Below are 24329 nucleotides of genomic sequence, written 5' to 3' on the forward strand. Positions count from 1 at the left end.
CTTATGGGGAGGAACTCGCGCGCACGGCCCTCTCCTCCTGACTGGATGAAGCGGCACGACGGTGCGCGTGGACGGCGCTGCCGACGGGGTTGTGCACCGCCCCGCCCGCGCACCGCCGACCCGGGGGGAATCACCCGATGTCCGTCACCGCACGCGAGCGGCTCGCCGACGCCCGGCTGTACCTGTGCACCGACGCACGCAAGCGCCAGGGCGACCTGCCGGAGTTCCTGGACGCCGTCCTCGCCAACGGCGTGGACATCGTCCAGCTGCGCGACAAGGGCATGGAGGCGGGGGAGGAGCTGGAGCACCTCGCCGTCTTCGCCGACGCGGCCCGCCGCCACGGCAGGCTCCTCGCCGTCAACGACCGCGCGGACGTCGCGCACGCCATCGGCTCCCAGGTGCTGCACCTGGGCCAGGGCGACCTGCCGGTGCCCGCCGCCCGCCGCATCCTCGGCGACGGCGTGCTCATCGGCCGCTCCACCCACGCCGAGGCGGAGGTGGCCGCCGCGATCGCCGAACCCGGCGTGGACTACTTCTGCACCGGCCCCTGCTGGCCCACCCCCACCAAGCCCGGCCGGCACGCCCCGGGCCTGTCCCTGGTGCGGTACGCCGCCGCGCTGAAGCCCGAGCGGCCCTGGTTCGCCATCGGCGGCATCGACGCGGCCAATCTGGACGAGGTGCTGGACGCGGGCGCCCGACGGGTCGTCGTCGTCCGTGCGATCACCGAGGCCGACGACCCGGCCGAGGCCACGGCCCGGCTCGCCGAGCGCCTCCGCACGCACGGAGCGTAGCCGCCGCGCGACGGAGCGGCGGCGGCCCGCTGCCGCCCGCCCCGGCGGACCGGTCAGGAAACGGTCAGCGAAGCGTCAACGGTGTGTGAATGAACTGTCCAGAAAGCGGACAGAGGACCGGCGAATCGGTCATATCGCCAATGTGGGTTGGGGGTCCGCGGAACCGCTGGTTAACTTGCCGGTATGGCCCTTGGCACAGCCTCCACCAGGACAGACCACGCACGCACCGTGCGTGAGCTGCTCGCTTCCGGCGAGCAGTCCTATTCCTTCGAGTTCGCGGCGCCGAAGTCCGAGAAGGGCGAGCGGACGCTGTGGAACGCCATCCGCCGCATCGAGGCGGTCGGCCCCACCTTCGTCTCCGTGACCTACGGCGCGGGGGGCTCCTCCCGCGAGGGCACCGTGCGGGCGACCGAGCGCATCGCGACCGACACGACGCTCACGCCTGTCGCCCATCTGACGGCCGTCAACCACTCCGTGGCCGAACTGCGCAACATCATCGGCCAGTACGCCGACGCGGGCATCCGCAACATGCTCGCCGTGCGCGGCGACCCGCCCGGTGACCCCATGGGCGAGTGGGTGCGCCACCCCGAGGGTGTCCGCTACGCCGCCGAACTCGTCAGGCTCATCAAGGAGTCCGGCGACTTCTGCGTCGGCGTCGCGGCTTTCCCCGAGATGCACCCCCGCTCGACCGACTGGGAAACGGACATCGGGCACTTCGTGGACAAGTGCCGGGCCGGCGCGGACTTCGCGATCACCCAGATGTTCTTCTACCCGGAGGACTACCTGCGGTTCCGCGACCGGGTCGCGGCGGCGGGCTGTGCGACCCCGATCATCCCCGAGATCATGCCGGTCACCAACGTCCGGCAGATCGAGCGGTTCGCCCAGCTCAGCAACGCGGCCTTCCCGCCCGAGCTCGCCGAGCGGATCCTCGCGGTGCGCGACGATCCGGCGGCTGTACGCTCGATCGGAATCGAGTACGCCACCGAGCTGTGCTCACGGCTGATGGCCGAGGGGATTCCCGGGTTGCATTTCATTACCCTGAACCACTCCACGGCGACGCTGGAAATCTACGAGAATCTGGGACTGCACCAGCGGTCCTGACGGCTGTTCCCCGGCAACAGCCGCACGAGAGGGGCGTAAATGGGCTGGACGGTCCTCTACATCGCGTTCGGCGTCGTCGCACTCTGGCTGCTCGGCGAGGTGCTGCTGCAGTACAAGGCGCGACTGCGCTGGCGCCTGCTGGCCTTCGTCGGCTTCCTCGGTGTCGTCGCGGGCGTCGTCCTCTCGTCCGTGCCGGTCATCGCGGTGGGCGCGATCGCCTTCGCGATCGGCCAGACCTATGTGACGCTCTCGTTCCGCCGTGGGTTCTCCGCGGGCTGGGCGGTCCGCAAGGGCAAGGACGAGGGCACCTCCGGGGCACCCGGCGACGGGAAGAAGGACGGGAAGAAGAAGGGGCGCGCCGGGCGCCGCCGCAAGGCCGAAGGCGCGGCGGCGGAGCCGCTGCCCCCCGTCCCCGCGCCCGGCGACGGGACCGCCGTCCTGCCGCAGATCCCCGCGTACGACGAGGCCCCGGACCTGCTCCCCAACGCGGCCCACCAGCCCGTCCAGGAGTACGGCGGCTACGAGGACACCGCGTACCTCCCGGCCGCGACCCCGTACGACACCGCTCCCGCTCCCGCGCCCGACGGTCAATTCGACTACGGGCAGGGGCAGTACGCCGCCTATTCCGACCCCTACATCGGCAGCCGCCCGCAGGCCTACGAGCAGTACGACGCGTACGGGCAGCCGCAGTACGGGACCCAGCCCCAGCAGCAGTACGGGGCGGGGCAGACGGGGGCCTACCCCGCCGACGCCTACGCGCCCTCGGCGCAGTACGACATGGACACCCCGCCCGGCGGCGTCTGGGTCCCCCAGCAGCGCGACGGCGACACCGCCCACCCGCCGGCCCAGCAGCAGCCGACCCAGCAACAGCCGGGCCACGGCCAGGGATACGACGGGCAGCAGTACCGCTACTGAGCGCCGCCGCCGCCGCCGTACGGGCCGGGTCCCGGGGATTCCCTCCCCGCGACCCGGCCCCTGTTCACTCCGAGCCGCGCCAGTCCGCCCCGGACACCACCAGTCCGGCCACCAGCGCACCGGACATCCCGGCGTGGGCCAACCCGCCGCCGGGGTGGGCGAACCCGCCCGCGAGATGGAGTCCGGGCACCCGGGTCGCGTTGCCGGGCCGCAGATACGCACCCTCCGCTCCGGCGAGCACGGGCGCCGGAACCCCGCCGCCCTCGGCACCGGTCGCCGCCTCCGTATCGGCCGGCGTCCGGACCTCTCGCCACAACACCCGCTCCCGCAGCCCCGGTATCACCGCTTCCGCGGCGTCGGCCATCCGCTCCGCGAAGCCCGCGGCCGTCTCCCCGTCCGCCCAGTCGACGACACCGTGCGGGGCCACCGTGGCGGTGAGCGTGACGGCTTCGTGCCCGTCGTCGGGGCGGGTGGCCGGATCGTCCGGCCGCAGCACGGTCACCGTCGGCCGGTAGTGCCACGGGCCCGGCGCGCGCACCTCGCCGCCGGTCCGGAAGACCTCGGTCAACTCCGCGTCGCGGTCCGGCGTGTGGACCACCGTGCGGTGCGCCGCGTCCGCGGGCCGCGCGCCGCGCAGGGCGAGACAGACGGTGAACCGGCCGGGCGGCACCGGCGGCCGGGGGCCGGCGGCCGGGTCGGCCGCGCCGGGTGCGATCGAGGCCAGCCGCCCGGGGGACACCCCGGCGACCACCACGTCCGCCTCGACGACCCGGCCGTCGGCCAGCTCCACGCCCGCCGCGCAGCCGTCCTTCTCCAGCAGGCCCACGACCTCCTCGCCGAAGCGGAACTCCACCTTGCGCGCCACACACCGCTCGTACAGCGCGTCGGCGAGCCCGCGCAGGCCCCCGCGCACATACCAACTGCCGAAGGTCTGCTCCATGTACGGCAGCACCGCCGCGCTCGCGGGCACACGCCGCGGATCCAGCCCGTACGCCAGGGCGTGACTCTCCAGGAGGGCGACGAGCCGGGGGTCCCTCAACTCCCGCTCCGCGACGGACGCGAGGGTCACCGGCGCGTTCCGCCGGAACAGCCCGCGCCTGCGCACCGCCGGATAGGGGTCGCGCCCCAGCGCCTCGCGCGCCGCGGGGTCCGCGCGCAGCGGCTCCTCCAACAGCGGCCGCCGCGTCGCGTCCCAGACCTCGCGCGCCCGGTTGACCAGGTCGCTCCAGCGCTCGCCCGCGCCCGCGCCGACCGCGCCGTCCAGTGCCTGGAGCACCCCGGCCCGCGACGCGTTGGGCAGCGGGACCACCGTGCTGTCCGCGAAGACGTGACAGCTCGCCGGGTCGACCTGCACGAGGTCGACGCTCTGCTCCAGCGACTCCTTGCCGGTCTTCACGAACAAGTCGCGGTAGACGGCGGGCAGATGCAGCAGCCCCGGCCCCGTGTCGAAGGCGAAGCCGTCCCTCGTCAGCCGCCCCACGCCGCCGCCGTGCGTCGCCGCGCGCTCGTACACCACCACCCGGTGGCCCGCGACGGCCAGCCGGGCGGCCGCTGCCATCGCGCCCATCCCGGCGCCGATCACCGCAATCCGTGCCATGGAAACGACTTTATCCGGCGGCACCGACAGGTCAGGCGGGCGGCCGCGTCGCCCCGCCCCGGCCGTCGTCCTCACCGGGCCCGCCGGGCTCATCCGGCCCGTCCGGCCCGCCGGACTGTGCCGCCGTGGCCCCGGCCGGTACGCCCGCCCGCTTCTCCTCGCGCCGCTGCCGCCTGCGCCGCCGGAAACGGCGGATCCGCGACCAGAAGAAGGCCACTACGGCGATGCCCAGCGCCAGCAGCACCGCCGCGATGATCGCGGCGGCCAGCGGGTGGAACAGTGCGAAGACGACGATCCCGGCGACGCCGAGGTCCTCCAGGGTGCTCACCACGATGTTGCTGGCGGGCTCCGGCGACGTGTTGATCGCCGCCCGGGTGCCCGCCTTGACCAGATGGCTCACCAGCGCGGTCCCGCCACCCACGGCACCGGCCGCGAGATCCGGCAGCGAACCGCTCTGCCCGGCCAGCAGCGCACCGATCACCCCGCCGGCGAGCGGCCTGACGACCGTGTGCACGGCGTCCCAGGCCGAATCGACATAAGGGATCTTGTCGGCGACCGCCTCGCAGAGGAACAGCACGCCCGCCGCGATCAGGACGTCGGGCCGCTGCAGCGCGTCCGGCACCTGGTCGCTGACACCGGTCGCACCCAGCACGCCCAGCAGCAGGACCACGGCATAGGCGTTGATCCCGCTCGCCCAGCCGCTCGTGAAAACCAAGGGGAGTACCGACACGCTGGTGATCGTAGCCGCGGGGCGGGACCGGGTCCGAATGCCCAGAGGTGAGTACGCGTACTCAGAAGAGGAGATGAGTAGCCGCACGGATGGGACATGCCCCGGAGGAAAGGAAGAGTGGTGTGCACGGAAAGGGCGTCCGCGCCGTACCGCCGACACGGGGCGGCGGAACGGCGCGGCGACCCTGACGTGCCGGGGGGTCTGGGGGCTCCCGCAGGGGGCTCGGGGGAGCACGGGGGAACGCTGCTCCGGCATCGGTCGACGGGGGATCGGCCGGCGCCGGAGCAGCGCGTTCCGTCCTGGGCGCGCCTCCGGGGCGCCGGTTCCGACGGCCGGGCCGCGCGTCAGGCGCCGCCCTGCGGCTGGCGGACGCCGCCGCCCACCCGCCCCTGCAGCAGCCGGGACAGCGCCTCGTGCACCTCGTCGATCGACCGCTCCGGCTGGAACGACTGCCAGTCCAGCGCCGCCACCAGCACCATCCCGAACACCGCGGCCGCCGTCAGCGGGACGTCGATCTCCGTGCTCAGCTCGCCCGCCGCGACCGACTCCTCCAGGACACCCGCGATCACCGCGATCGCCCGCTGCCGCAACTGCGTCAGCGTCGGCTGCCAGGCCCGGTTGGTGCGCCACAGCTCCGCCGCGTACAGCTGGGCCAGCGCCGGGTAGCGGGAGATGAAGTCCAGGCCCGCGCGGACCATCGCGTCCAGCGCCTCGACCCCGCTGCCGCCGCGCTCCGCCATCTCGTCGGCGGCCCGCTGCAGGGCGTCGGTCAGCAGCTCCATCCCGTGCCGCAGCAACTCCTCGAAGAGCACGGTCTTGCTCGCGAAGTTGTAGTAGACCGTGCCCTTCGCGACTCCGGCACGTTCGGCGATCTCGTCCACCGTGGTGGTCGAGAAGCCCTGTTCGGCGATGAGGGTGACCGCGGCTTCGAAGAGCTTTCGCCGGGTGTTCTGACGGCGCGTACTGCTGCTGTCCATGAAGAGATTCTCCCTGTCGCCGCCCGCTCCCCGGAGGCGCCGCCGAGCTCCCGCGGCACCGTCGGCATCCGCGCAGGTCAGGGCCGATTGTCAGTGGGGTGCTCCACGATGGGCACAGATGGCGGCACCGCCTCCACGCGGCGGCCGCCCCGACGAAGGAGGTTCGTCATGGCCGGCAGCGCGAGCGACGTCCACCCCGTCCCCCGCCACGCCTCGGCACCGCCCGCGGCCCTCGACCTGCTCGACCAGGCCGGGGAGGGCCTGGCGGAGGCGGCCGCGCTGGAAGCCCCGCACGAGCGCTATGCCACCGCCCACCTCGCCGCGCTGCGCACCGCTGCCGCCGTGCTCGCCGTGCGCGGCCGCCCGGAGGCCGACCCGCGGCGCCGCCGCCGGATCCGCAGCGCCTGGGAGGTGCTGCCCGAGGTCGCGCCCGAACTCACCGAGTGGAGCGCGCTGTTCGCGTCCGGCGCGGCCCGCCGGGCCCGCGCGGAGGCGGGCATACGGTCCGCGGCGAGCCGCCGCGACGCCGACGACCTGCTGCGCGACGCGACCGTGTTCCTGCGCCTGGTGGAGCGCACGCTCGCCCTGCCGCGGAGGCTGCCGCGACAGGCGGGCTGACCTCCCGGTCCACGCCGGAGCGGCCGGGGGCCTTCCGGATCGCGGGGAACGGGCGGGCTGTTCGGGCCTTCCTGATCGCGGGAACGGGCGGGGCGTTCGGGCCTTCCGGATCGTGGGGAATGCGTGGGGCGTTCGGGCCTTTCCTGACCCGGGGTCGGGGCGCGGCGGGATCGGGCGTGGGATCGGGGTGCGGGATCGGGGCGCGGCGCGGAACTCCGGCTCCGGCGGCCGCGCCCGGCCCATCGGCACTCGCACCGGCCTCGCACCGGCACTCGCACTGTCACGGTGCCCCGGGCGGAGCCCATTAGGCTGGGGGCGTCCAAGACCATCTCCGCCGAGGAGCCACCCGCCGTGTCAGACCCGCTGCGCCCCCGGGCTTCCCTCCGTACCGCCGTGGTCTGGGAGGTCCTGCGCGACGCCCTGGACCGCCGGGTCAAGGCCGCCGGACCGGAGGCGGGAGGCGTGCTGGAGGTCCTCGACACCGGCGGCGGTTCGGGCAACTTCGCGGTGCCCGTCGCCCGCCTGGGCCACCGCGTCACCGTCGTCGACCCCAGCCCCAACGCCCTGTTCGCGCTGGAGCGCCGGGCCGCCGAGGCCGGGGTCGCCGACCGGGTGCGCGGTGTCCAGGGCGACGCCCACGGCCTGTTCGACGTGGTCGAGCGCGGCGCCTACGACGCCGTCCTGTGCCACGGCGTGCTGGAGTACATGGAGGACCCCGCCGAGGGCGTCCGCAACGCCGTCCAGGCGCTCCGCCCGTCCGGCACCCTCAGCCTGCTGGCCGCCGGCCTCGGCGGTGCCGTCCTGGGCCGGGCCCTCGCGGGCCACTTCACCGAGGCCCGCCAGGTCCTCGCCGACCCCGCCGGGCAGTGGGGCGCCGGTGATCCGGTCCGCCGCCGGTTCACCGCCGAGCAGCTCTCCGAGCTGGTCACCACGGCCGGTCTGGAGGTCGGCGCGGTGCACGGCGTGCGCGTCTTCGCCGACCTCGTGCCCGGTGTGCTGCTCGACGCGGAGCCGGGCGCCATGGAGGCCCTGCTCCAGCTGGAGGCCGCGGCCGCCGAGCTGCCCGCCTTCCACTCCGTGGCCACTCAACTGCACGTACTGGCCGAGCGTGGCTGACCCGGAGCGGTAGGTGACCGGCCACCCGATCAGCGGCTTCGCCCCGTATGATCGGGGGACACCGTCCGGCATGGCGTATCGGCGGAGAGGGAATGTACGTCCCGACACCACCGATCGCCACAACGACATCGGTGGGCGAATTGGCGCAGAGGGGCGGGTTTCACGGGGGCGATTCCCTGCCTATCCTGAAAGGGTCGCACCCCGGTCGCCCCCCGCGACCGACGAGTAGGAGGACTCCGTGCCGCTCTCGGAGCACGAGCAGCGCATGCTCGAGCAGATGGAGCGAGCGCTGTACGCCGAAGATCCCAAGTTCGCGACAGCGCTCGAGGGCAGCGGCCTGCGCACGTACACCCGGCGACGGGTCTACCAGGCGGTCGCCGGATTTCTGGTGGGTATCGCGCTCCTCATGGCCGGCGTGATGATTCCGGGGCAGTACTGGATCAGCGTGGTGGGCTTCCTCGTGATGCTGGGCTGCGCGGCGCTCGCCGTCACCGGCTGGCGCAAGGCGCCCCGGCCCGGCGCGCAGCGCGGTGGTGTCGGCCCCTCGGGGGGAATGAGCGGCCGGGGCCAGACCCGGCAGCGCCGCAGCATGATGGACCGCATCGAACAGCGCTGGCAGCGCCGCCGCGACGAGCAGGGCCACTGACGTCTTTCCGGCCGACAGGCCGATAGGTGCACAGGCGACACAGCCGACAGGCGACACAAGGGCCGGGACCCACGTCCCGGCCCTGTCCCGTATCCGGGCCCGCGAACCGGGAGCCCGGGGCGGAGCCGGGGATCGGTACTACGGCTCGGCGCCACGGGGTCGGTGCTGCGGCTCAGGGCCACGGCTCAGGGCTACGGCTCGGCGCCACTGGCCCGGGACCGTGGTTCGGTGCTGAGGTTTGGCGTTACGGCGAGGCGCGGAGCCGGGGCACAAATCTCTGACGCACCGTCAAGAAGGCGCGTCCCCACAGCCGCCCCGCCGACCGCGGTGCCACGACCGCCCGCACCCGCGTACCCCGCCCCGCGGATCCCCGCAATCCCCGCCGCACGCGCTCGACGTCCTCCGCCAGCCCCGCGACGGGCCCCGGCCGCTCCGCGTACAGCGCCTGCTCCACCGCGGTGGCCACCCGGTGCGCGGACTCCGCCGCCGCCCCGCTCAGCTCGCCCAGCCGCACCACGCGCGCGGCCGCGCTCCGCGGCGTCAGCGATTCGTCCGGCGCGATCCCGTAATCCCACGCGGAATCGGTCAGTTCGGCCCAGGCGGTCAGTGTGCCCCCGGCGCCGGACGCCTCCGTGAGCCGCCGGGCCCGCACCCTGCGGCGCCACAGCGGCAGCGCCGCGAGCAGCGCGAGCACGGCTGCCCCGCCCGCCACGATGCCCGCCACCGCCCACGGCGACGGGCCGCCGTCGCGCGCCCCCGCCACCTGGGCCGGCCGGCCGGCCGACGGGCACTCGCCCAGCTTCCGCAGCTCCGGCGTGCAGTCCTCCGCGGCGGGCGGGCGTGCCGACGGCGCGGCGCTCCGGTCGGGCAGCGGCGCCGGGACACCGGGCTCGGCGGCGGACGGCTGCTGCGCCACCGTGTAGTCGGGGGCCGTGCCCCGGCTCGGCGTCGGCTCGAACCTGGTCCAGCCGACGCCCTCGAAATACAGCTCGGGCCAGGCGTGCGCGTCCTTGGAACCGACCGACATCGACCCGTCCCCCAGCGGGGTGCCCGGCGTGAAGCCGACCGCCACCCGCGCGGGAATGCCCAGGGTCCGTGCCATGGCCGCCATCGAGAACGAGAAGTGGACGCAGAAGCCCTCCTTGTCCTCCAGGAACTTCGCGATGGCATCACTGCCGCTGCCCGACGCGACCTCCGTGTCGTACCGGAAGCCACCGCTGACGGCGAACCACTCCTGGAGCTTCACGGCCTGCTCGTACGGATTGGCCGACCCGGCGGTCACCTGCCGTGCCGTCACCCCCACCACCTGCGGCAGCGACGCCGGCACCTTGGTGTACTCCCGGAGCACCTCCTCGCGCGGCGCGGGCGCCGCGGCGAGCTGCGCCGCCGTCGGCTGCACCAGCAGGCTCGACACCTGATAGCGGGCGCCCCGGGTGGTCTGCCCGTGGGCACCGGCGATCGTGCGGCCCTCCGGCTCGTACCGCCACCGGCCGTCCACGCGGATCCGCTCGGCGGGGTAGGGGAGCGGCAGATAGCCCTGCGCGTACGTACCGGCGGCGGCGACCGAGGTGTTCACCGGCTCCGTGCGCACCCTGGGATCGAGGCCCGCGGGCAGCGGCAGTACATCGGGGACGTCGGTGGCCCGGCGGCCGGACGCCTGCCATGACGCGCCGTCGAACCGGTCGAGCGCGACGATCCGCAGATACAGATCCCGCGTGCTCCCCGTGGAGGTGCGATACCGCAGCACCTCGCGGTTCTCCGGCTGGTTGAGGCTGTCCTTGAGCGTGACCAGGGGCCGGACGGCGTCGAAGCCCGGGTCGTCGCCCCGGCCGGCCCCGGCGGCGCGGCCGCGCGGCTCCAGCAGCCCGCCGTCCATCGTCGGCAGCACGGCGGGCACCGCCAGGGCGATCCCGAGCGCGAGCGCCCCGATCCGGCGGCCCGTGCGCACCGGCGCGAGAGCCTTCCCCGCGGCTCCCGGCGGGAACCCCGGGGGCGGCGTCGTCCCGCCGCCGAAGACCCGGCCCCACCGGGAGAGCCGGTCCCGGCCCTCGGCGAGGAGCAGCAGCAGATATCCTGCCGCGGCCGTCAGGAACCACAGCCAGTCCTTGCCGCTCTGCGCCAGCCCGGCCGCGATGGAGTACAGCGCGAGCAGCGGCAGCCCGGCGGGCGCGGCGCTGCGGTACGTCACCGCGAGGGCGTCCACGGTCAGACCGACCGCCAGCACGCCCCCGACCAGCAGCAGCCTGATGCCGGTCGTCGCCGGGGCCGGAATGGCATACCGCCCGACATCCCGCGCGCCGTCCTGGAGCAGCTCGCCGAACTCCCGGAACACGTCCGGACCCGGCAGCACCCCGCCGAGCGCCTCCGAACGCGCGAAGACCACGGTGAGCAGCACCAGCGAGAACAGCACCTGCGCCGTCACCGTCAACGGCCGGGCCAGCGGCACCCGGCGGGCGAGCACGCCCACCGCCGACTGCAGGGCGAGCAGGATCGCGGCCTGCGCGATCCAGGTGCCGGTGTCGACCAGCGGCAGCATCGCGCAGGCCGCCGCCAGCGTCGCCACCGCGGCACACACCGCGACCCGCACGCTCCCGCTCATCCGCGCCCTCCCACCGAGGGCGGCACCGAAGGCATGGGCGGGACCACGAAGGGCGCCGTGCCGCCATGGGCGACGGCAGCGGCCGAACGGCCCCGGGACCCCGCCCGGTCGTCGGCGGGGGCCCCGCCGCCCCGCGCCGGGCCGCCTCCCGGGAAACCGGCCGCACCGGCGGGAGGCCACCCCGCGGCCGCCGAGGACCCCGCCTCCGGCGCCCCCGCCATGCGCCACAGGTCGGCCAGCGCCGCGCCCTGCGTGACAGCCAGCGCCGTCCAGCCCGCCTCGCGCAGCACCCGCAGCCGCTGCTCGATGCCGTGCCGGGCACGCGGCGCGTGGGCACGGCCGTCGTACGGCCACGCCGACCGGTCCAGGACGAAGGCGACCGCCGTACCTCCGCGCGTGCGGAGCCGCGCCGCCACGGCCGTCTGCTGTTCGTCCAGCTCGCCGAAGAACGCCACGAGCAGCCCGCCGCCACCACGCAGCGCGTCATGGGCGGGGGAGAGGCTCTCCCCCTCGGAGTGGTCCACCACCGCCAGGGTGTCCAGCAGCAGCCCGGCCGCGTCCGCCGGGCCGTGGGCGTGCCCGCCCGCGCCGTCCGGCCCCGGCACCGAGCTCCCGGTGTCCGTGAGCAGCCGCACCGAGAAGCCCCGCTCCAGCAGGTGCACCGCGACGGAGGCGGCCCCCGCCACCGCCCACTCGAAGGGCGCGTCGGGCCCCACGCCCTCGTAGGCGACACCCCGGGTGTCGAGCAGCACCGTGCAGTGGGCCCGCTGGGGCTGCTCCTCGCGGCGCACCATCAGCTGGCCGTAGCGCGCGGTGGAGCGCCAGTGCACCCGGCGCAGGTCGTCCCCGTGCCGGTAGCCGCGCGGAATGATGTCGTCCGCACCGGCCAGGGCCGGTGACCCCTGCCGTCCGTCGCCGTGCCCGGCGGCCTCGCCACCCAGCCGCACGGCGGGCAGCGGCTCCACGCGCGGCACCACGGTCAAGGTGTCGAAGGCGCTGAATCCACGGGTCAGTTCGCACATACCGAACGGGTCCGTCAGCCGCAGTTGCAGCGGCCCCAGCGGATAGCGGCCCCGCAACTCGGCATGGACGCGGTAGAACACCTCGCGCCGCCCGCCCGGCTCCATCCGGTCCAGCACGAAACGGGGGCGCGGCCCCAGCACGTACGGCACGCGGTCCTGGAGCATCAGCAGGCCGGTGGGCAGCCGCGAGACATTGTCGACCCGCAACCGGACCCGGGCCTCGGACCCGGCGGACACCCGGGAAGGGGACAGGGACCGGCTGCCGGTCACCCGGTGCCGGGTGCCGCGCAGCACGATCACGCACACCAGCGGCAGCACGGTCAGCAACAGGCCGACCCGCAGCAGATCGGACTGGCCCAGCACATACGAACACGCCGTGGCGGCGATGCCCGCCGCCAGGAAGGAGCGGCCACGGGTGGTCAGCCCGCCGAGTGCCGCCCACAGGCCGCCCGCCGGTGCCCCTTCCCGGCCCGCCTCCGGACCCGCCTCCCCCTGGGCCATCACAGCCTCCGCACACCCGGCTGATGGTGCCCGAGCTGCTGCTGCCGCCAGTGCTGCGCGGACGGGTCGGGCACGGGGGTGCGCTGCAGGATCTCCAGGACGACCTGCTCGGCCGTGCGGCGGTTGAGCTGGGCCTGCGCCGTGGGCAGCAGCCGGTGCGAGAGCACCGCCACGGCCAGCGCCCGCACGTCGTCGGGCAGCACGAACTCCCGCCCGGCCAGCGCCGCCGCGGCCTTCGCCGCCCGCACCAGGTGCAGCGTGGCTCTCGGCGAGGCGCCGAGTCTCAGCTCGGGGTGGTGCCGGGTCGCGGTGACCAGATCCACCGCGTACCGCCGCACGGGCTCGGCGACGTGCACCCCGCGGACCGCGTCCACGAGCTTGACGATGTCGTGGGCGTGCGCGACCGGCTGGAGGTCGTCCAGCGGGGGCAGCACGCCGTGGGTGTCCAGCATCCGCAGCTCGGCCTCCGGGCTGGGATAGCCCATCGAGACCCGGGCCATGAAACGGTCGCGCTGCGCCTCGGGCAGCGGATAGGTGCCCTCCATCTCGACCGGGTTCTGCGTGGCCACCACCATGAAGGGACTCGGCAGCTCATAGGTGTGCCCGTCGACGGTGACCTGCCGCTCCTCCATCGACTCCAGCAGCGCCGACTGGGTCTTGGGCGAGGCGCGGTTGATCTCGTCGCCGATCACGATCTGCGCGAAGATCGCGCCCGGTTTGAACTCGAAGTCCCGCCGCTGCTGATCGAAGACGCTCACGCCCGTGATGTCGGACGGGAGCAGGTCCGGCGTGAACTGGATGCGCCGCACCGAGCAGTCGATCGACCGGGCCAGCGCCTTGGCGAGCATGGTCTTGCCCACGCCCGGCACGTCCTCGATCAACAGGTGCCCCTCGGCGAGCAGCACGGTCAGCGAGAGCCGTACGACCTCGGGCTTGCCCTCGATCACACCCTCCACCGCCCGGTGGACCCGCTCGGCTGTGGTGGTCAGATCGCTGAGGCTCGCTCGTTCGTCATAGGTCGTCACCCGGCCCTCCTCGGCCCGTTCCGCGGGCCGCGCCCCGCCAAGCGGACCGGCCCACCCCGTCATGTGGACGCCGCGCCCGCCGTGGCGGAGGCGGCTTCCATCTACGCATTCTGGCCGTCCCGGCGGCGATCCGTCACCGCCTGTGGATAACTCAGTGCCGCGGGTCGATCTCGCGGAGCAGTCCCGTCGTCACGTCGAAGACGAAGCCCCGGACGTCGTCGGTGTGCGGCAGGAACGGCGAGGTCCGCACGCGCTGCATGGACTGCCGGACGTCCTTGTCCAGGTCCTTGAACGCCTCGACCGCCCACGCCGGGCGCTGGCCGACCTCCGCCTCGATCTCGTGCCGGAAGTCCTCGGTGAGGGTCAGCAGACCGCAGTCGGTGTGGTGGATCAGCACCACCGAACGGGTGCCGAGCGCCCGCTGGCTGATCGTCAGCGAACGGATGATGTCGTCGGTGACCACGCCGCCCGCGTTGCGGATGGTGTGGCAGTCGCCGAGTTCGAGCCCGAGCGCGGCGTGCAGGTCGAGCCGGGCGTCCATGCAGGCGACGACGGCGACCTTGAGGACCGGGCGGGCGTCCATCCCGGGATCGGTGAACTTGGCGGCGTACTCGGCGTTGGCCTGAACGAGCCGGTCGGTGACGGTGCTCAGTTCCTGGGCCGCGGCACCGGCGGAGCTCCGGGGCGTCGGCTGGGACGCGGATATCGACATATGAACGAAGGTAGTCGGCCCAGGCCCCGACGGCCCGTTCCACATGGGTAAAAACGTCGCTGACATGCCCTCCTGTGAGGTAAGCCACAGGATCGGGAGCCGTGCCGCCGATCGGGTGAGCGCCGCGCCGACCGTGATCCGTCCGCCCGCCCCCGCCCCTCGCGTCCACCCCTCGCGCACGGTGCTGTGACGCGCTGGCCGGTTGGTTGACCGGGGGGACGAGTGGACTAAAGTGGCGCGAAGTGGGAGGCCATCCGCTCCCCTTGGAACCGAAAACCCGCACGTGCGCGACGCGAACGTACCTCTCGGCCTCCTCCCGCTCCCCGGTCGCCCGGCGCCACTTCCCCGGTGCCGGATCCGGCCGCTTCCCCTTGGAGCGGGCGGGGACCCGGCGGTACGTACGCCCGTGCCCGCGTCCGGGCCCCTGATCTTCAGAAGGGCGCATGAGCAGCAACGCGCGACACGTCCCCGTCATGCTCCAGCGCTGCCTGGACATGCTCGCCCCCGCCCTCACGGAGCCCGGTGCCGTCGTCGTCGACTGCACCCTCGGCGCCGGCGGGCACAGCGAGGCGCTGCTCGCGCGGTTCCCGGAGGTCCAGCTCGTCGCCCTCGACCGCGACCCCACGGCCCTCGCCCTCGCCGGCGAGCGGCTGGCCCCGTACGGCGACCGCGCCACCCTCGTCCGCGCCGTCTACCACGAGCTGCCCGACGTGCTGAAGCGGCTCGGCATCCCCAAGGTCCAGGGCGTCCTCTTCGACCTCGGCGTCTCCTCCATGCAGCTCGACGAGGCCGACCGCGGCTTCGCCTACGCGCAGGACGCGCCGCTGGACATGCGCATGGACCAGACGACCGGCATCAGCGCCGCCGAGGTCCTCAACACCTACCCGCCCGGCGAACTGGTCCGCATCCTGCGCGCGTACGGCGAGGAGAAGCAGGCCAAGAGGATCGTCTCCGCCGTCGTCCGGGAGCGCGAGAAGGAGCCCTTCACCAACAGCGCCCGGCTCGTCGAGCTGATCCGCGACGCCCTGCCGCAGGCCGCCAAGCGCACCGGCGGCAACCCCGCCAAGCGCACCTTCCAGGCCCTGCGGATCGAGGTCAACGCCGAGCTGGCCAGCGTCGAGGCGGCCATCCCCGCCGCCGTCGCCGCGCTCGCCGTGGGCGGCCGGATCGCCGTGCTGTCCTACCAGTCGCTGGAGGACCGCATCGTCAAGCAGGTCCTCGCGGCGGGCGCCGCCAACACCGCGCCCCCCGGCCTGCCGGTCGTGCCCGAGCGCTACCAGCCCCGGCTGAAGCTGCTCACCCGCGGCGCGGAGCTGCCCACCGAGGAAGAGGTCGCCGAGAACCGGCGCGCCGCCCCCGCACGGCTGCGCGGCGCCGAACGCGTCCGGGAGGACGCGCCGTGACGCCCGCCGCCCGCGGCCGGTCCACCCGGCTGGGCCGGTTGCGGGCCGTGGGCCCGGCCGGAGCGAAACGCACCCCCTTCGTCTTCCTCGTGGTGGTGCTGCTCGGCTCCGGACTGATCTCGCTGCTGGTGCTCAACTCGGCGCTCAACCAGGGCTCCTTCGAGCTCACCAAGCTCCAGCGCAAGACCACCGAACTGACCGACGAGCAGCAGGCGCTCCAGCAGGAGGTCGACCGGCTCGCCGCCCCGGACGCGCTCGAGCGCCGCGCCCGGGAACTGGGCATGGTCCCCGGCGGCAACCCCGCCTTCCTCAACCCCGACGGCACGGTCCGCGGCACGCCGTCCCCGGCGGGCGAGGCGGACCCCGCCGGCTACGCCGCCCGGCGCACCCCCGTCCCCGCGCCCGTGCCGGTGGCGGCTGCCCCCGCGCCCGCCCCCGCCCCGGCGCCCGAGCCCGCCCTGCCCCCCGTCACCGACGCCCCGCTGCCCGCGGGCGCCGGCGCCCCCGCCCTCCCGGTCCCCGGCCCGGACGCGCTGCCGGACTTCCCGTACCTCCCCGGCGCCCTGCCGCCGGTCCTGCCCCACGCCCCCGCCGCCGAGAAGACCGCCCCGACCACCGGCAGGTGACGCTGTGCCGCTTTCCCCCGGGGGCCTGCCCCCGCGCCTCCCGCGGGACCCGCGGGCCCGAGCCGCGGCCGGTGCGCCATGACGGCCCCCAGGAACCCCAGGCCGCCCCGGCAGGCCGCGCGCCCCGCGGCGCGTCCCCCCGCGCGCCCGCGCTCCGGCTCGCAGGCCCTGCGGCTCGGCAGCCCGCGGCCCCGGCTGCGGCTGGTCGGCTTCGGGCTCACCCTCGTCCTGCTGGCGTTCACCGTGCGGCTCCTCCAGGTGCAGGCCGTCGACGCGAGCGCGTACGCGGCCCGCGCCAACGTCAACCGCTACATCCCGGTCACCCTGGCCGCCGAGCGCGGCACCATCACCGACCGCGCCGGGGTGGACCTCGCCACCACGGTCGACGCGTACGACGTCACGGCCGCCCCCGACCTGCTGACCCCCGAGCGGATCAAGGCGGAGGGCGCGGCCCACCAGGCGGCCGCGCTGCTCGCGCCGGTGCTCGACGAGCGGCCCGCGGTGCTGGAGCAGAAGCTCACCGCCAACCCCAGGTCCAAGTACGTCGTCCTCGCCCGCCAGCAGAGCCCCCAGGTCTGGAACAAGATCAAGGAGCTCAAGAAGGCGGCCGCGAAGAAGGCGGCGAAGAAGCAGGGCATCGACGTCCTCGCGGGCATCAACCGCGAACCCCACAGCAAGCGCGTCTACCCCAACGGCGAGCTCGCCGCCGGGGTGCTGGGCTTCGTCAACGCCGAGGGGCGGGGCGGCGGCGGCATCGAGGCCCAGCTGGACAAGGCCCTCGCGGGCCGCGACGGCAAGCTCGTCTACGCCCAGTCCGGCGGCCGCCAGGTGCCCACCGGCGACGTCAAGGAACAGCCCGCCGTGCCCGGCTCCGACATCGAGCTGACCATCGACCGGGACATCCAGTGGGCCGCGCAGAACGCCATCACCCACCAGGTGGAGCAGTCGCAGGCGGACCGCGGCTACGTGGTCGTCCAGGACACCCGCACCGGCGAGATCCTGGCCATGGCCAACGCCCCCGGCTACGACCCCAACGACCTCGGGCACGCCGACGGCAGCGCCCTGGGCAACGCCGCGCTCCAGGACGCCTACGAGCCCGGCAGCGTCAGCAAGGTGATGACCATGGCGGCCGTCCTGGAGGAGGGCGCGGCGAACCCGGCGACGCGCGTCGAGGTGCCCAACCGGCTGCCGCGCGCCGACCGGTCCTTCGCCGACGACATCGACCACGCCACCTGGCACCTCACCCTCAACGGGGTGCTCGCCAAGTCCAGCAACATCGGCACGATCCTCGCCTCCGAGCAGCTCGGCAAGACCCGCGCGCAGGCCAACGACGTCCTCCACTCCTACCTGCGGAAGTTCGGCCTGGGATCGCCCACCGGCCTCGGCTTCCCCGGCGAGACCCCGGGAATCCTGGCGAAGCCGGACAAATGGAGCGACTCTCAGCAGTACACGATCCCGTTCGGCCAGGGCCTGTCCCTGAACGCCGTGCAGGCCGCGTCCGTCTACTCCACGATCGCGGGCGGCGGCCAGCGCATCCAGCCCACCCTCGTCCGCGGCGTCAAGGGCCCCGACGGCCGCTTCACGCCCGCCCCGGCCCCGCAGCGCACCCGTGTGGTCAGCGCGAAGACCGCCACCGAGCTCTCCACCATGCTGGAGTCCGTGGTCGACGACCGGGAGGGCACCGGCACGAAGGCGCAGATCCCCGGCTACCGCGTCGCGGGCAAGACCGGCACCTCCAACCGGGTGGATCCCGGCACCGGCCGCTACCACGGCTACACCGCCTCCTTCGCCGGCTTCGCCCCCGCCGACCAGCCCCGGATCACCGTCTACTGCGCCATCCAGAACCCCACCAAGGGGAGTTACTTCGGCGGCCAGATCTGCGGACCCGTCTTCAAACAGGTCATGGAGTTCTCGCTGAAGACCCTCCAGGTACCGCCGTCCGGCACCGAGCCCCCGCGGCTGCCGGTGAGCTACGACGGCCAGTGAGAGCCGGGGCGGGCCGTGACGACCATCACTCCGGATGCGGGGAACCGCGCCGCGGTACGCCCCTCACTTCGCGACGGGGCGGGTGCGCCCGGTACGCTCACCGCCGTGCCCCACGCTGATCAGTCCCACACCAGCCCCACGGACGCCCCCGCCGTACAGCCCGTACAGCCGGGAGCGCCCCGCCCCACCCAGGTCCGCCCCGTGCCCCTCACGGAGCTGGCCGGTCAGCTGGGCATCGCCGCCGCGGAGGCCGCGGACGCCGCGGTCACCGGCATCACCCACGACTCGCGGGCCGTCCGGCCGGGCGACGTCTACGCCGCCCTGCCCGGCGCCCGCTTTCACGGCGCGGACTTCGCCGGACAGGCCGCGGGCCTCGGCGCCGTCGCCGTGCTGACCGACCCGGCGGGCGCCGAGCGCGCCGCCGGCACCGGCCTGCCCGTGCTCACCGTGCCGGACCCGCGCGCCCGGATGGGCGAGCTCGCGGCGACGATCTACGGACAGCCCGGCCACGACCTGCTGCAGATCGGGATCACCGGCACCTCCGGCAAGACCACCACCGCCTACCTCATCGAGGGCGGCCTCAAGGCCCTCGGCGGGCTGACGGGCCTGATCGGCACCGTGGAGTCCCGCATCGGCGCCGAGCGCATCAAGTCCGAGCGCACCACCCCCGAGGCCACCGACCTGCAGGCGCTGTTCGCCGTGATGCGCGAGCGCGGCGTCCGCTCGGTCGCCATGGAGGTCTCCAGCCACGCCCTGGTGCTCGGGCGCGTCGACGGCTGCGTCTTCGACGTCGCGGTCTTCAACAACCTCAGCCCGGAGCACATGGAGTTCCACTCCGGCATGGAGGACTACTTCCAGGCCAAGGCGGAGCTCTTCACCAAGGCCCGCAGCCGCGTCGGCGTCGTCAACCTCGACGACGAGTACGGCCGCAGGCTCGCCGAGGGCGCCTCCGAGGTGCCCGTCGTCACGTTCTCCGCCGAGGGCCGCCCCGACGCCGACTGGCGCGCGGTGGACGTCGGGATCGGCCCGTTCGACTCGGTCTTCACCGTCCTCGGCCCGAACGGCGAGTCCGTACGGGCCAGGTCCCCGCTGGCCGGGCCGTTCAACGTCGCCAACGCCCTCGCCGCGATCACCGCGCTCGTCGCCGCCGGGGCCGACCCGCAGACCGCCGCCGACGGCGTCGCCGCGGTCCCCGGTGTCCCCGGCCGCCTGGAGCGCGTCGACGCGGGCCAGCCCTACCTGGCCGTCGTCGACTACGCGCACAAGACGGACGCCGTCGAATCGGTTCTCCGCGCCCTGCGGAAGGTCGGCACCGGCCGCGTCCACGCCGTCCTCGGCTGCGGCGGCGACCGCGACACGACCAAGCGCGCCCCCATGGGCGCCGCGCTGGCCCGGCTCGCCGACACCGCCGTGCTGACCTCCGACAACCCCCGCTCCGAGGACCCCCTCGCGATCCTCGCCACCATGCTCGCGGGCGCCGCCGAGGTGCCCGCCTCCGAGCGCGGCACGGTCCTCCTCCTGGAGGAACGGGCCGCCGCCATCGCCGCCGCGGTCGCCCGCGCCGAACCCGGCGACACCGTCGTGGTCCTGGGCAAGGGCCACGAACAGGGCCAGGACATCGCCGGGGTCGTGCGACCGTTCGACGACCGCCAGGTGCTGCGCGAGGCCATCGAGCACCGCCACACGGCTCCCACGCACCGGATCGACCAGGGATGACAGACCGCCATGCGCGCACAACCCTCCCCCCGGCAGCTCTCCCGAACGGACGGAGGTAATTCCCAGTGATCGCTCTGTCCCTCGCCGAGATCGCCGCCATTGTCGGCGGGCAGCAGCACGACATACCGGACCCCGGCCGCACGGCCGACGGCCCGGTCGTGATCGACTCCCGTGAGGTACGGCCGGGCAGCCTCTTCGCCGCCCTGCCCGGGGACAAGGTCGACGGCCACGACTTCGCCGGGCGCGCCGTCGCCGCGGGCGCCGTCGCCGTACTGGCCGCCCGCCCCGTCGGTGTGCCCGCCATCGTCGTCGACGACGTGGTGGCCGCCCTCGGCGCCCTCGCGCGCGCCGTCGTGGAGCGGCTCGACGCCACCGTCGTCGCGCTCACCGGCTCCGCGGGCAAGACCAGCACCAAGGACCTGATCTCCCAGCTCCTGGGACGGCTCGGACCCACCGTGGGCCCGCCCGGCAACTTCAACAACGAGATCGGCCTGCCCCTCACCGCGCTCCGCGCGGACGAGGAGACCCGCCACCTCGTCCTGGAGATGGGCGCCCGCGGCATCGGCCACATCCGCTACCTCGCCGAGCTCACCCCGCCGCGCATCGGCCTCGTCCTCAACGTCGGCACCGCGCACATCGGCGAGTTCGGCGGCCGCGAGCAGATCGCGCAGGCCAAGGGCGAGCTGGTCGAGGTGCTGCCCGCCGCCGCGGAGGGCGGTGTCGCCGTCCTCAACGCCGACGACCCGCTGGTGCGCGCCATGAGCAGCCGCACCAAGGCCCGCGTCGTCCTCTTCGGCGAGGCCGCCGACGCGGACGTCCGCGCCGAGAACGTCCGCCTCACCGCGGCCGGACAGCCCGCCTTCACGCTTCACACACCCACCGGGTGCGGGGACGTGACCATGCGGCTGTACGGTGAGCACCACGTGTCGAACGCGCTCGCCGCCGCCGCCGTCGCCCATGAGCTGGGCATGCCCGCGCAGGAGATCGCCTCCGCGCTCTCCGGGGCGGGCCAGCTCTCCCGCTGGCGGATGGAGGTCACCGAGCGTGCGGACGGCGTGACGATCGTCAACGACGCCTACAACGCGAACCCCGAATCCATGCGAGCGGCGCTGCGTGCGCTGGCCGCCATGGGACAGGCCGCAACGGCGAAGGGGGGCCGCACGTGGGCCGTGCTCGGTCAGATGGCCGAGCTCGGTGACGACGCGCTCGCCGAGCACGACGCGGTCGGACGGCTCGCCGTCCGGCTCAACGTCAGCAAGCTCGTGGCAGTCGGGGGCAGGGAAGCGGCCTGGCTGCAGATGGGCGCCTATAACGAGGGTTCGTGGGGTGAGGAGTCGGTGCACGTGTCCGACGCGCAGGCGGCGGTCGACCTGTTGCGCAGCGAGCTGCGCCCGGGTGACGTCGTGCTGTTGAAGGCGTCCAGGTCGGCGGGGCTGGAGCGGGTCGCCGAAGCGCTGCTCGCGGGCGAGGGCGAGGGGGCCCGCCGATGAACCAGATCCTCTTCGCGGGTGTCATCGGTCTCGTCCTGACCCTCGTCGGCACCCCGCTGCTGATCAAGTTCCTCGCCCGCAAGGGTTACGGCCAGTTCATCCGTGACGACGGCCCCCGCGGCCACGCCGGGAAGAAGGGCACGCCCACCATGGGTGGCATCGCCTTCATCCTGGCCACGCTCATCGCGTATGCCATCACCAAGGTCATCACCAGCAAGGAGCCGACCACCTCGGGCCTGCTGGTGCTGTTCCTGACGGCGGGCATGGGCCTCGTCGGCTTCCTCGACGACTACATCAAGATCGTCAAGCAGCGCAGCCTCGGTCTGCGCGCCAAGGCGAAGATGGCCGGCCAGCTGATCGTCGGCATCGCCTTCGCCGTGCTGGCGCTGCAGTTCGCGGACACCCGCGGCCAGACCCCGGCCTCCACGCGGCTCTCCTTCACCCAGGACTTCGGCTGGTCCGTCGGCCCCGTGATCTTCGTGGTCTGGGCGCTGTTCATGATCCTCGCGATGTCGAACGGCGTGAACCTCACCGACGGCCTCGACGGCCTCGCCACCGGCGCGTCCGTGATGGTCTTCGGCGCGTACGTCTTCATCGGCACCTGGCAGCACGGCCAGTCCTGCGCCAACTCGCTCACCGCGGGCGCCGCCTGTTACGAGGTGCGCGATCCGCTCGACCTCGCGGTCGTCGCCTCGGCGCTGATGGGCTCCTGCTTCGGCTTCCTGTGGTGGAACACCTCGCCCGCCAAGATCTTCATGGGTGACACCGGCTCGCTCGCCCTCGGCGGCGCGCTCGCGGGCCTCGCGATCTGCTCCCGCACCGAGCTGCTGCTCGCCCTCCTCGGCGGCCTGTTCGTGCTGATCACCATGTCCGTGGTCATCCAGGTCGGCTCCTTCCGCCTCACCGGGAAGCGCGTCTTCCGGATGGCTCCGCTCCAGCACCACTTCGAACTCAAGGGGTGGAGCGAGGTCCTTGTGGTGGTCCGGTTCTGGATCATCCAGGGCCTGTGCGTCGCCGTCGGACTCGGAATCTTCTACGCCGGATGGTTGGCCATCAAGTGACCCCCGCCCCGAACAGCACGGCCTGGACCGGACAGCGCATCACCGTCGCTGGCCTCGGCGTGAGCGGCGTCAGCGCCGCCCGCGCGCTGGCCGGCCTCGGCGCCCTGGTGACCGTCGTCGACGGCGGTGACGGCGAGGCGCTGCGCGAGCGCGCCGCCGGTCTCCGGGCGGCGGGCGTCACCGTCCGCCTCGGCGACGCGACCACGCTGCCCGAGGGCACCGAACTGGTCGTCACCTCGCCCGGCTGGAAGCCGGACAGCCCGCTCTTCGCGGCCGCCGCGGAGGCCGGTGTCGACGTCGTCGGCGATGTGGAGATCGCCTGGCGGCTCCGCGGCCCCGGCGCCGCCCCGTGGCTCGCGGTCACCGGCACCAACGGCAAGACCACCACCGTCCAGATGCTCGCCGCCATCCTGGAGGCCGCCGGACTGCGCACCGCGGCCGTCGGCAACATCGGCACGCCGATCATCGACGTCGTGCTGTCCGACGAGCCCCACGACGTCCTCGCCGTCGAGCTCTCCAGCTACCAGCTGCACTGGGCGCCGTCCGTACGGGCCCACTCCGGGGCCGTGCTCAACCTCGCGCCGGACCACCTCGACTGGCACGGCTCCATGCACGCGTACGCCGCCGACAAGGGCCGCGTCTACGAGGGCAACCAGGTCGCCTGCGTCTACAACGCCGCCGACAACCGCACCGAGCACCTGGTGCGCGAGGCGGACGTGGAGGAGGGCTGCCGCGCCATCGGCTTCACCCTCGGCCCGCCCGGACTCTCCATGCTCGGCGTCGTCGACGGCCTCCTCATCGACCGCGCGTTCGTCGCCGACCGGCAGCAGAGCGCCCAGGAGCTCGCCGAGGTCTCCGACATCGCGTCCTCCTCCGGGAAGGTCGCCCCGCACAACATCGCCAACGCCCTCGCCGCGGCCGCCCTGGCCCGCGCCTTCGGCGTCGAGCCGCGCGCCGTACGGGACGGCCTGCGCGCCTTCCGGCCGGACGCGCACCGCATCGCCCACGTCGCGGACGTCGACGGCGTCGCCTACGTGGACGACTCCAAGGCCACCAACACCCACGCGGCACAGGCCTCCCTGGCGGCGTACGACTCGATCGTGTGGATCGCCGGCGGCCTCGCCAAGGGCGCGACCTTCGACGAACTCGTCGCCGCCTCCGCGAAGCGGCTGCGCGGCGTCGTCCTCATCGGCGCCGACCGGGCCCTGATCGCCCAAGCGCTGGCGCGACACGCCCCGGATGTCCCGGTGGTCGACCTCGACCGGACCGACACTGGGGCGATGGCCGCCGCGGTCCAGGAGGCGGCGCGGCTCGCCGGGCCGGGGGACACCGTCCTGATGGCCCCGGCCTGCGCCTCGATGGATATGTTCGTCAACTACAACAAGCGCGGCGAGGCATTCGCCGCGGCGGTCCGGGCCCTGGCCGGCCCGGACGCGGACCGCGGCACGGACGAGTAGCCGTACGGTCCCCTTGGCCCCTTCGCGGTTTCTCGCACCCGGGAAACCGCGGAGGGATCCCGACGGCGTGACCGGACGGCGCGGGAGACCAGCGAAGGGGACACCCGGATGCACGCGGACGACATCGCGAGGCCGCCCGGAGCGTGGACGGCCCTGCGCGGGCCCGTCGCGCGTTCCCGGCCCGCCCGGACGGCCCGGCCCCGCCCGGCCGCGGGCCGTGGTCGCGGCGGGAGCCCCGGC

At 74.2% G+C, this 24329-nt stretch carries 20 protein-coding genes; 13 read left to right on the top strand and 7 right to left on the bottom strand.

What is annotated here, in order from left to right; all coding sequences use genetic code 11:
- Positions 1–137 precede the first annotated feature (137 nt).
- The 3 genes from thiE (at position 138) to ACWD4A_RS30920 (ending at position 2807) form a co-directional block, all read left to right on the top strand.
- Positions 138–791: a thiamine phosphate synthase gene (gene thiE / locus ACWD4A_RS30910; protein WP_451199030.1), complete on the top strand. Its 654-nt coding sequence runs from the start codon at positions 138–140 to the stop codon at positions 789–791.
- A gap of 183 nt (positions 792–974) precedes the next feature.
- Positions 975–1892 (top strand): methylenetetrahydrofolate reductase [NAD(P)H], encoded by a 918-nt coding sequence (metF, locus tag ACWD4A_RS30915; RefSeq protein WP_451199032.1) that lies wholly within the window; start codon positions 975–977, stop codon positions 1890–1892.
- 39 nt (positions 1893–1931) lie between these two features.
- Positions 1932–2807, top strand: coding sequence for a hypothetical protein (locus ACWD4A_RS30920; protein ID WP_451199033.1), 876 nt, complete (start codon positions 1932–1934; stop codon positions 2805–2807).
- Positions 2808–2871: 64 nt separating this feature from the next.
- Here ACWD4A_RS30920 and ACWD4A_RS30925 read toward each other — a convergent pair whose 3' ends face one another.
- The 3 genes from ACWD4A_RS30925 to ACWD4A_RS30935 form a co-directional block, all read right to left on the bottom strand.
- Positions 2872–4404: a phytoene desaturase family protein gene (locus ACWD4A_RS30925; protein WP_451199035.1), complete on the bottom strand. Its 1533-nt coding sequence runs from the start codon at positions 4402–4404 to the stop codon at positions 2872–2874.
- 31 nt (positions 4405–4435) lie between these two features.
- The gene (locus ACWD4A_RS30930) at positions 4436–5134 is read right to left on the bottom strand and encodes a DUF4126 domain-containing protein (protein ID WP_451199037.1); all 699 of its coding nucleotides are present in this window, start codon (positions 5132–5134) and stop codon (positions 4436–4438) included.
- 344 nt (positions 5135–5478) lie between these two features.
- Positions 5479–6111 carry a TetR/AcrR family transcriptional regulator gene (locus tag ACWD4A_RS30935; RefSeq protein WP_451199038.1) on the bottom strand — a complete coding sequence of 211 codons (633 nt, stop codon included), beginning with the start codon at positions 6109–6111 and terminating at the stop codon, positions 5479–5481.
- A gap of 168 nt (positions 6112–6279) precedes the next feature.
- Here ACWD4A_RS30935 and ACWD4A_RS30940 point away from each other — a divergent pair, with 168 nt between their 5' ends.
- From ACWD4A_RS30940 to ACWD4A_RS30950, 3 genes are all read left to right on the top strand, one after another.
- Complete coding sequence (locus ACWD4A_RS30940) at positions 6280–6729, top strand: SAV_6107 family HEPN domain-containing protein (protein WP_451199040.1); 450 nt, start codon at positions 6280–6282, stop codon at positions 6727–6729.
- A gap of 351 nt (positions 6730–7080) precedes the next feature.
- Positions 7081–7845, top strand: a complete 765-nt coding sequence (locus ACWD4A_RS30945) for a methyltransferase (protein WP_451199041.1) — start codon at positions 7081–7083, stop codon at positions 7843–7845.
- Positions 7846–8083: 238 nt separating this feature from the next.
- Complete coding sequence (locus ACWD4A_RS30950; RefSeq protein ID WP_451199042.1) at positions 8084–8491, top strand: DUF3040 domain-containing protein; 408 nt, start codon at positions 8084–8086, stop codon at positions 8489–8491.
- A 244-nt stretch (positions 8492–8735) separates the two neighbouring features.
- On the opposite strand, the gene ACWD4A_RS30955 is transcribed toward ACWD4A_RS30950, so the two are convergent.
- The 4 genes from ACWD4A_RS30955 to ACWD4A_RS30970 all read right to left on the bottom strand — a co-directional run bounded on the left by ACWD4A_RS30955 (position 8736) and on the right by ACWD4A_RS30970 (position 14350).
- The gene (locus ACWD4A_RS30955) at positions 8736–11090 is read right to left on the bottom strand and encodes a transglutaminase TgpA family protein (protein WP_451199044.1); all 2355 of its coding nucleotides are present in this window, start codon (positions 11088–11090) and stop codon (positions 8736–8738) included.
- On the bottom strand, positions 11087–12613 hold the full coding sequence (locus tag ACWD4A_RS30960) for a DUF58 domain-containing protein (RefSeq protein WP_451199047.1): 1527 nt from the start codon (positions 12611–12613) through the stop codon (positions 11087–11089). Before ACWD4A_RS30960 ends, ACWD4A_RS30955 begins: the two co-directional genes overlap by 4 nt.
- Positions 12613–13638 carry an AAA family ATPase gene (locus tag ACWD4A_RS30965; RefSeq protein ID WP_451199049.1) on the bottom strand — a complete coding sequence of 342 codons (1026 nt, stop codon included), beginning with the start codon at positions 13636–13638 and terminating at the stop codon, positions 12613–12615. The genes ACWD4A_RS30960 and ACWD4A_RS30965 overlap by 1 nt, the downstream gene beginning before the upstream one ends.
- A gap of 151 nt (positions 13639–13789) precedes the next feature.
- Positions 13790–14350 carry a beta-class carbonic anhydrase gene (locus tag ACWD4A_RS30970; protein WP_451199052.1) on the bottom strand — a complete coding sequence of 187 codons (561 nt, stop codon included), beginning with the start codon at positions 14348–14350 and terminating at the stop codon, positions 13790–13792.
- 443 nt (positions 14351–14793) lie between these two features.
- Between ACWD4A_RS30970 and rsmH the strand changes: the two genes are divergently transcribed.
- From rsmH to murD, 7 genes are all read left to right on the top strand, one after another.
- Positions 14794–15753, top strand: a complete 960-nt coding sequence (gene rsmH, locus ACWD4A_RS30975; RefSeq protein ID WP_451199054.1) for a 16S rRNA (cytosine(1402)-N(4))-methyltransferase RsmH — start codon at positions 14794–14796, stop codon at positions 15751–15753.
- Positions 15750–16379: a septum formation initiator family protein gene (locus ACWD4A_RS30980; protein WP_451199056.1), complete on the top strand. Its 630-nt coding sequence runs from the start codon at positions 15750–15752 to the stop codon at positions 16377–16379. Before rsmH ends, ACWD4A_RS30980 begins: the two co-directional genes overlap by 4 nt.
- Before the next feature lie 78 nt (positions 16380–16457).
- Entirely contained in the window at positions 16458–18365 is a 1908-nt protein-coding gene (locus tag ACWD4A_RS30985) for a peptidoglycan D,D-transpeptidase FtsI family protein (RefSeq protein ID WP_451199057.1), read from the top strand.
- A gap of 15 nt (positions 18366–18380) precedes the next feature.
- Positions 18381–20081 carry a UDP-N-acetylmuramoyl-L-alanyl-D-glutamate--2,6-diaminopimelate ligase gene (locus ACWD4A_RS30990; RefSeq protein WP_451199059.1) on the top strand — a complete coding sequence of 567 codons (1701 nt, stop codon included), beginning with the start codon at positions 18381–18383 and terminating at the stop codon, positions 20079–20081.
- 65 nt (positions 20082–20146) lie between these two features.
- Positions 20147–21571 (top strand): UDP-N-acetylmuramoyl-tripeptide--D-alanyl-D-alanine ligase, encoded by a 1425-nt coding sequence (locus tag ACWD4A_RS30995; protein ID WP_451199060.1) that lies wholly within the window; start codon positions 20147–20149, stop codon positions 21569–21571.
- Positions 21568–22632: a phospho-N-acetylmuramoyl-pentapeptide-transferase gene (gene mraY / locus ACWD4A_RS31000; RefSeq protein ID WP_451199061.1), complete on the top strand. Its 1065-nt coding sequence runs from the start codon at positions 21568–21570 to the stop codon at positions 22630–22632. The genes ACWD4A_RS30995 and mraY overlap by 4 nt, the downstream gene beginning before the upstream one ends.
- Entirely contained in the window at positions 22629–24089 is a 1461-nt protein-coding gene (murD, locus tag ACWD4A_RS31005) for a UDP-N-acetylmuramoyl-L-alanine--D-glutamate ligase (RefSeq protein WP_451199063.1), read from the top strand. Before mraY ends, murD begins: the two co-directional genes overlap by 4 nt.
- Positions 24090–24329 lie beyond the last annotated feature (240 nt).

It is taken from the genome of Streptomyces sp. NPDC002537, from assembly GCF_053594975.1.

Excerpts from the sequence above, each read along its gene's own strand:
- thiE (WP_451199030.1), top strand. The coding sequence starts at position 138 with ATGTCCGTCACCGCACGCGAGCGGCTCGCCGACGCCCGGCTGTACCTG.
- ACWD4A_RS30955 (WP_451199044.1), bottom strand. The coding sequence starts at position 11,090 with ATGAGCGGGAGCGTGCGGGTCGCGGTGTGTGCCGCGGTGGCGACGCTG.
- ACWD4A_RS30970 (WP_451199052.1), bottom strand. The coding sequence starts at position 14,350 with ATGTCGATATCCGCGTCCCAGCCGACGCCCCGGAGCTCCGCCGGTGCC.
- ACWD4A_RS30925 (WP_451199035.1), bottom strand. The coding sequence starts at position 4,404 with ATGGCACGGATTGCGGTGATCGGCGCCGGGATGGGCGCGATGGCAGCG.
- metF (WP_451199032.1), top strand. The coding sequence starts at position 975 with ATGGCCCTTGGCACAGCCTCCACCAGGACAGACCACGCACGCACCGTG.
- ACWD4A_RS30935 (WP_451199038.1), bottom strand. The coding sequence starts at position 6,111 with ATGGACAGCAGCAGTACGCGCCGTCAGAACACCCGGCGAAAGCTCTTC.
- rsmH (WP_451199054.1), top strand. The coding sequence starts at position 14,794 with ATGAGCAGCAACGCGCGACACGTCCCCGTCATGCTCCAGCGCTGCCTG.
- mraY (WP_451199061.1), top strand. The coding sequence starts at position 21,568 with ATGAACCAGATCCTCTTCGCGGGTGTCATCGGTCTCGTCCTGACCCTC.
- ACWD4A_RS30985 (WP_451199057.1), top strand. The coding sequence starts at position 16,458 with ATGACGGCCCCCAGGAACCCCAGGCCGCCCCGGCAGGCCGCGCGCCCC.
- ACWD4A_RS30920 (WP_451199033.1), top strand. The coding sequence starts at position 1,932 with ATGGGCTGGACGGTCCTCTACATCGCGTTCGGCGTCGTCGCACTCTGG.
- ACWD4A_RS30960 (WP_451199047.1), bottom strand. The coding sequence starts at position 12,613 with ATGGCCCAGGGGGAGGCGGGTCCGGAGGCGGGCCGGGAAGGGGCACCG.
- ACWD4A_RS30940 (WP_451199040.1), top strand. The coding sequence starts at position 6,280 with ATGGCCGGCAGCGCGAGCGACGTCCACCCCGTCCCCCGCCACGCCTCG.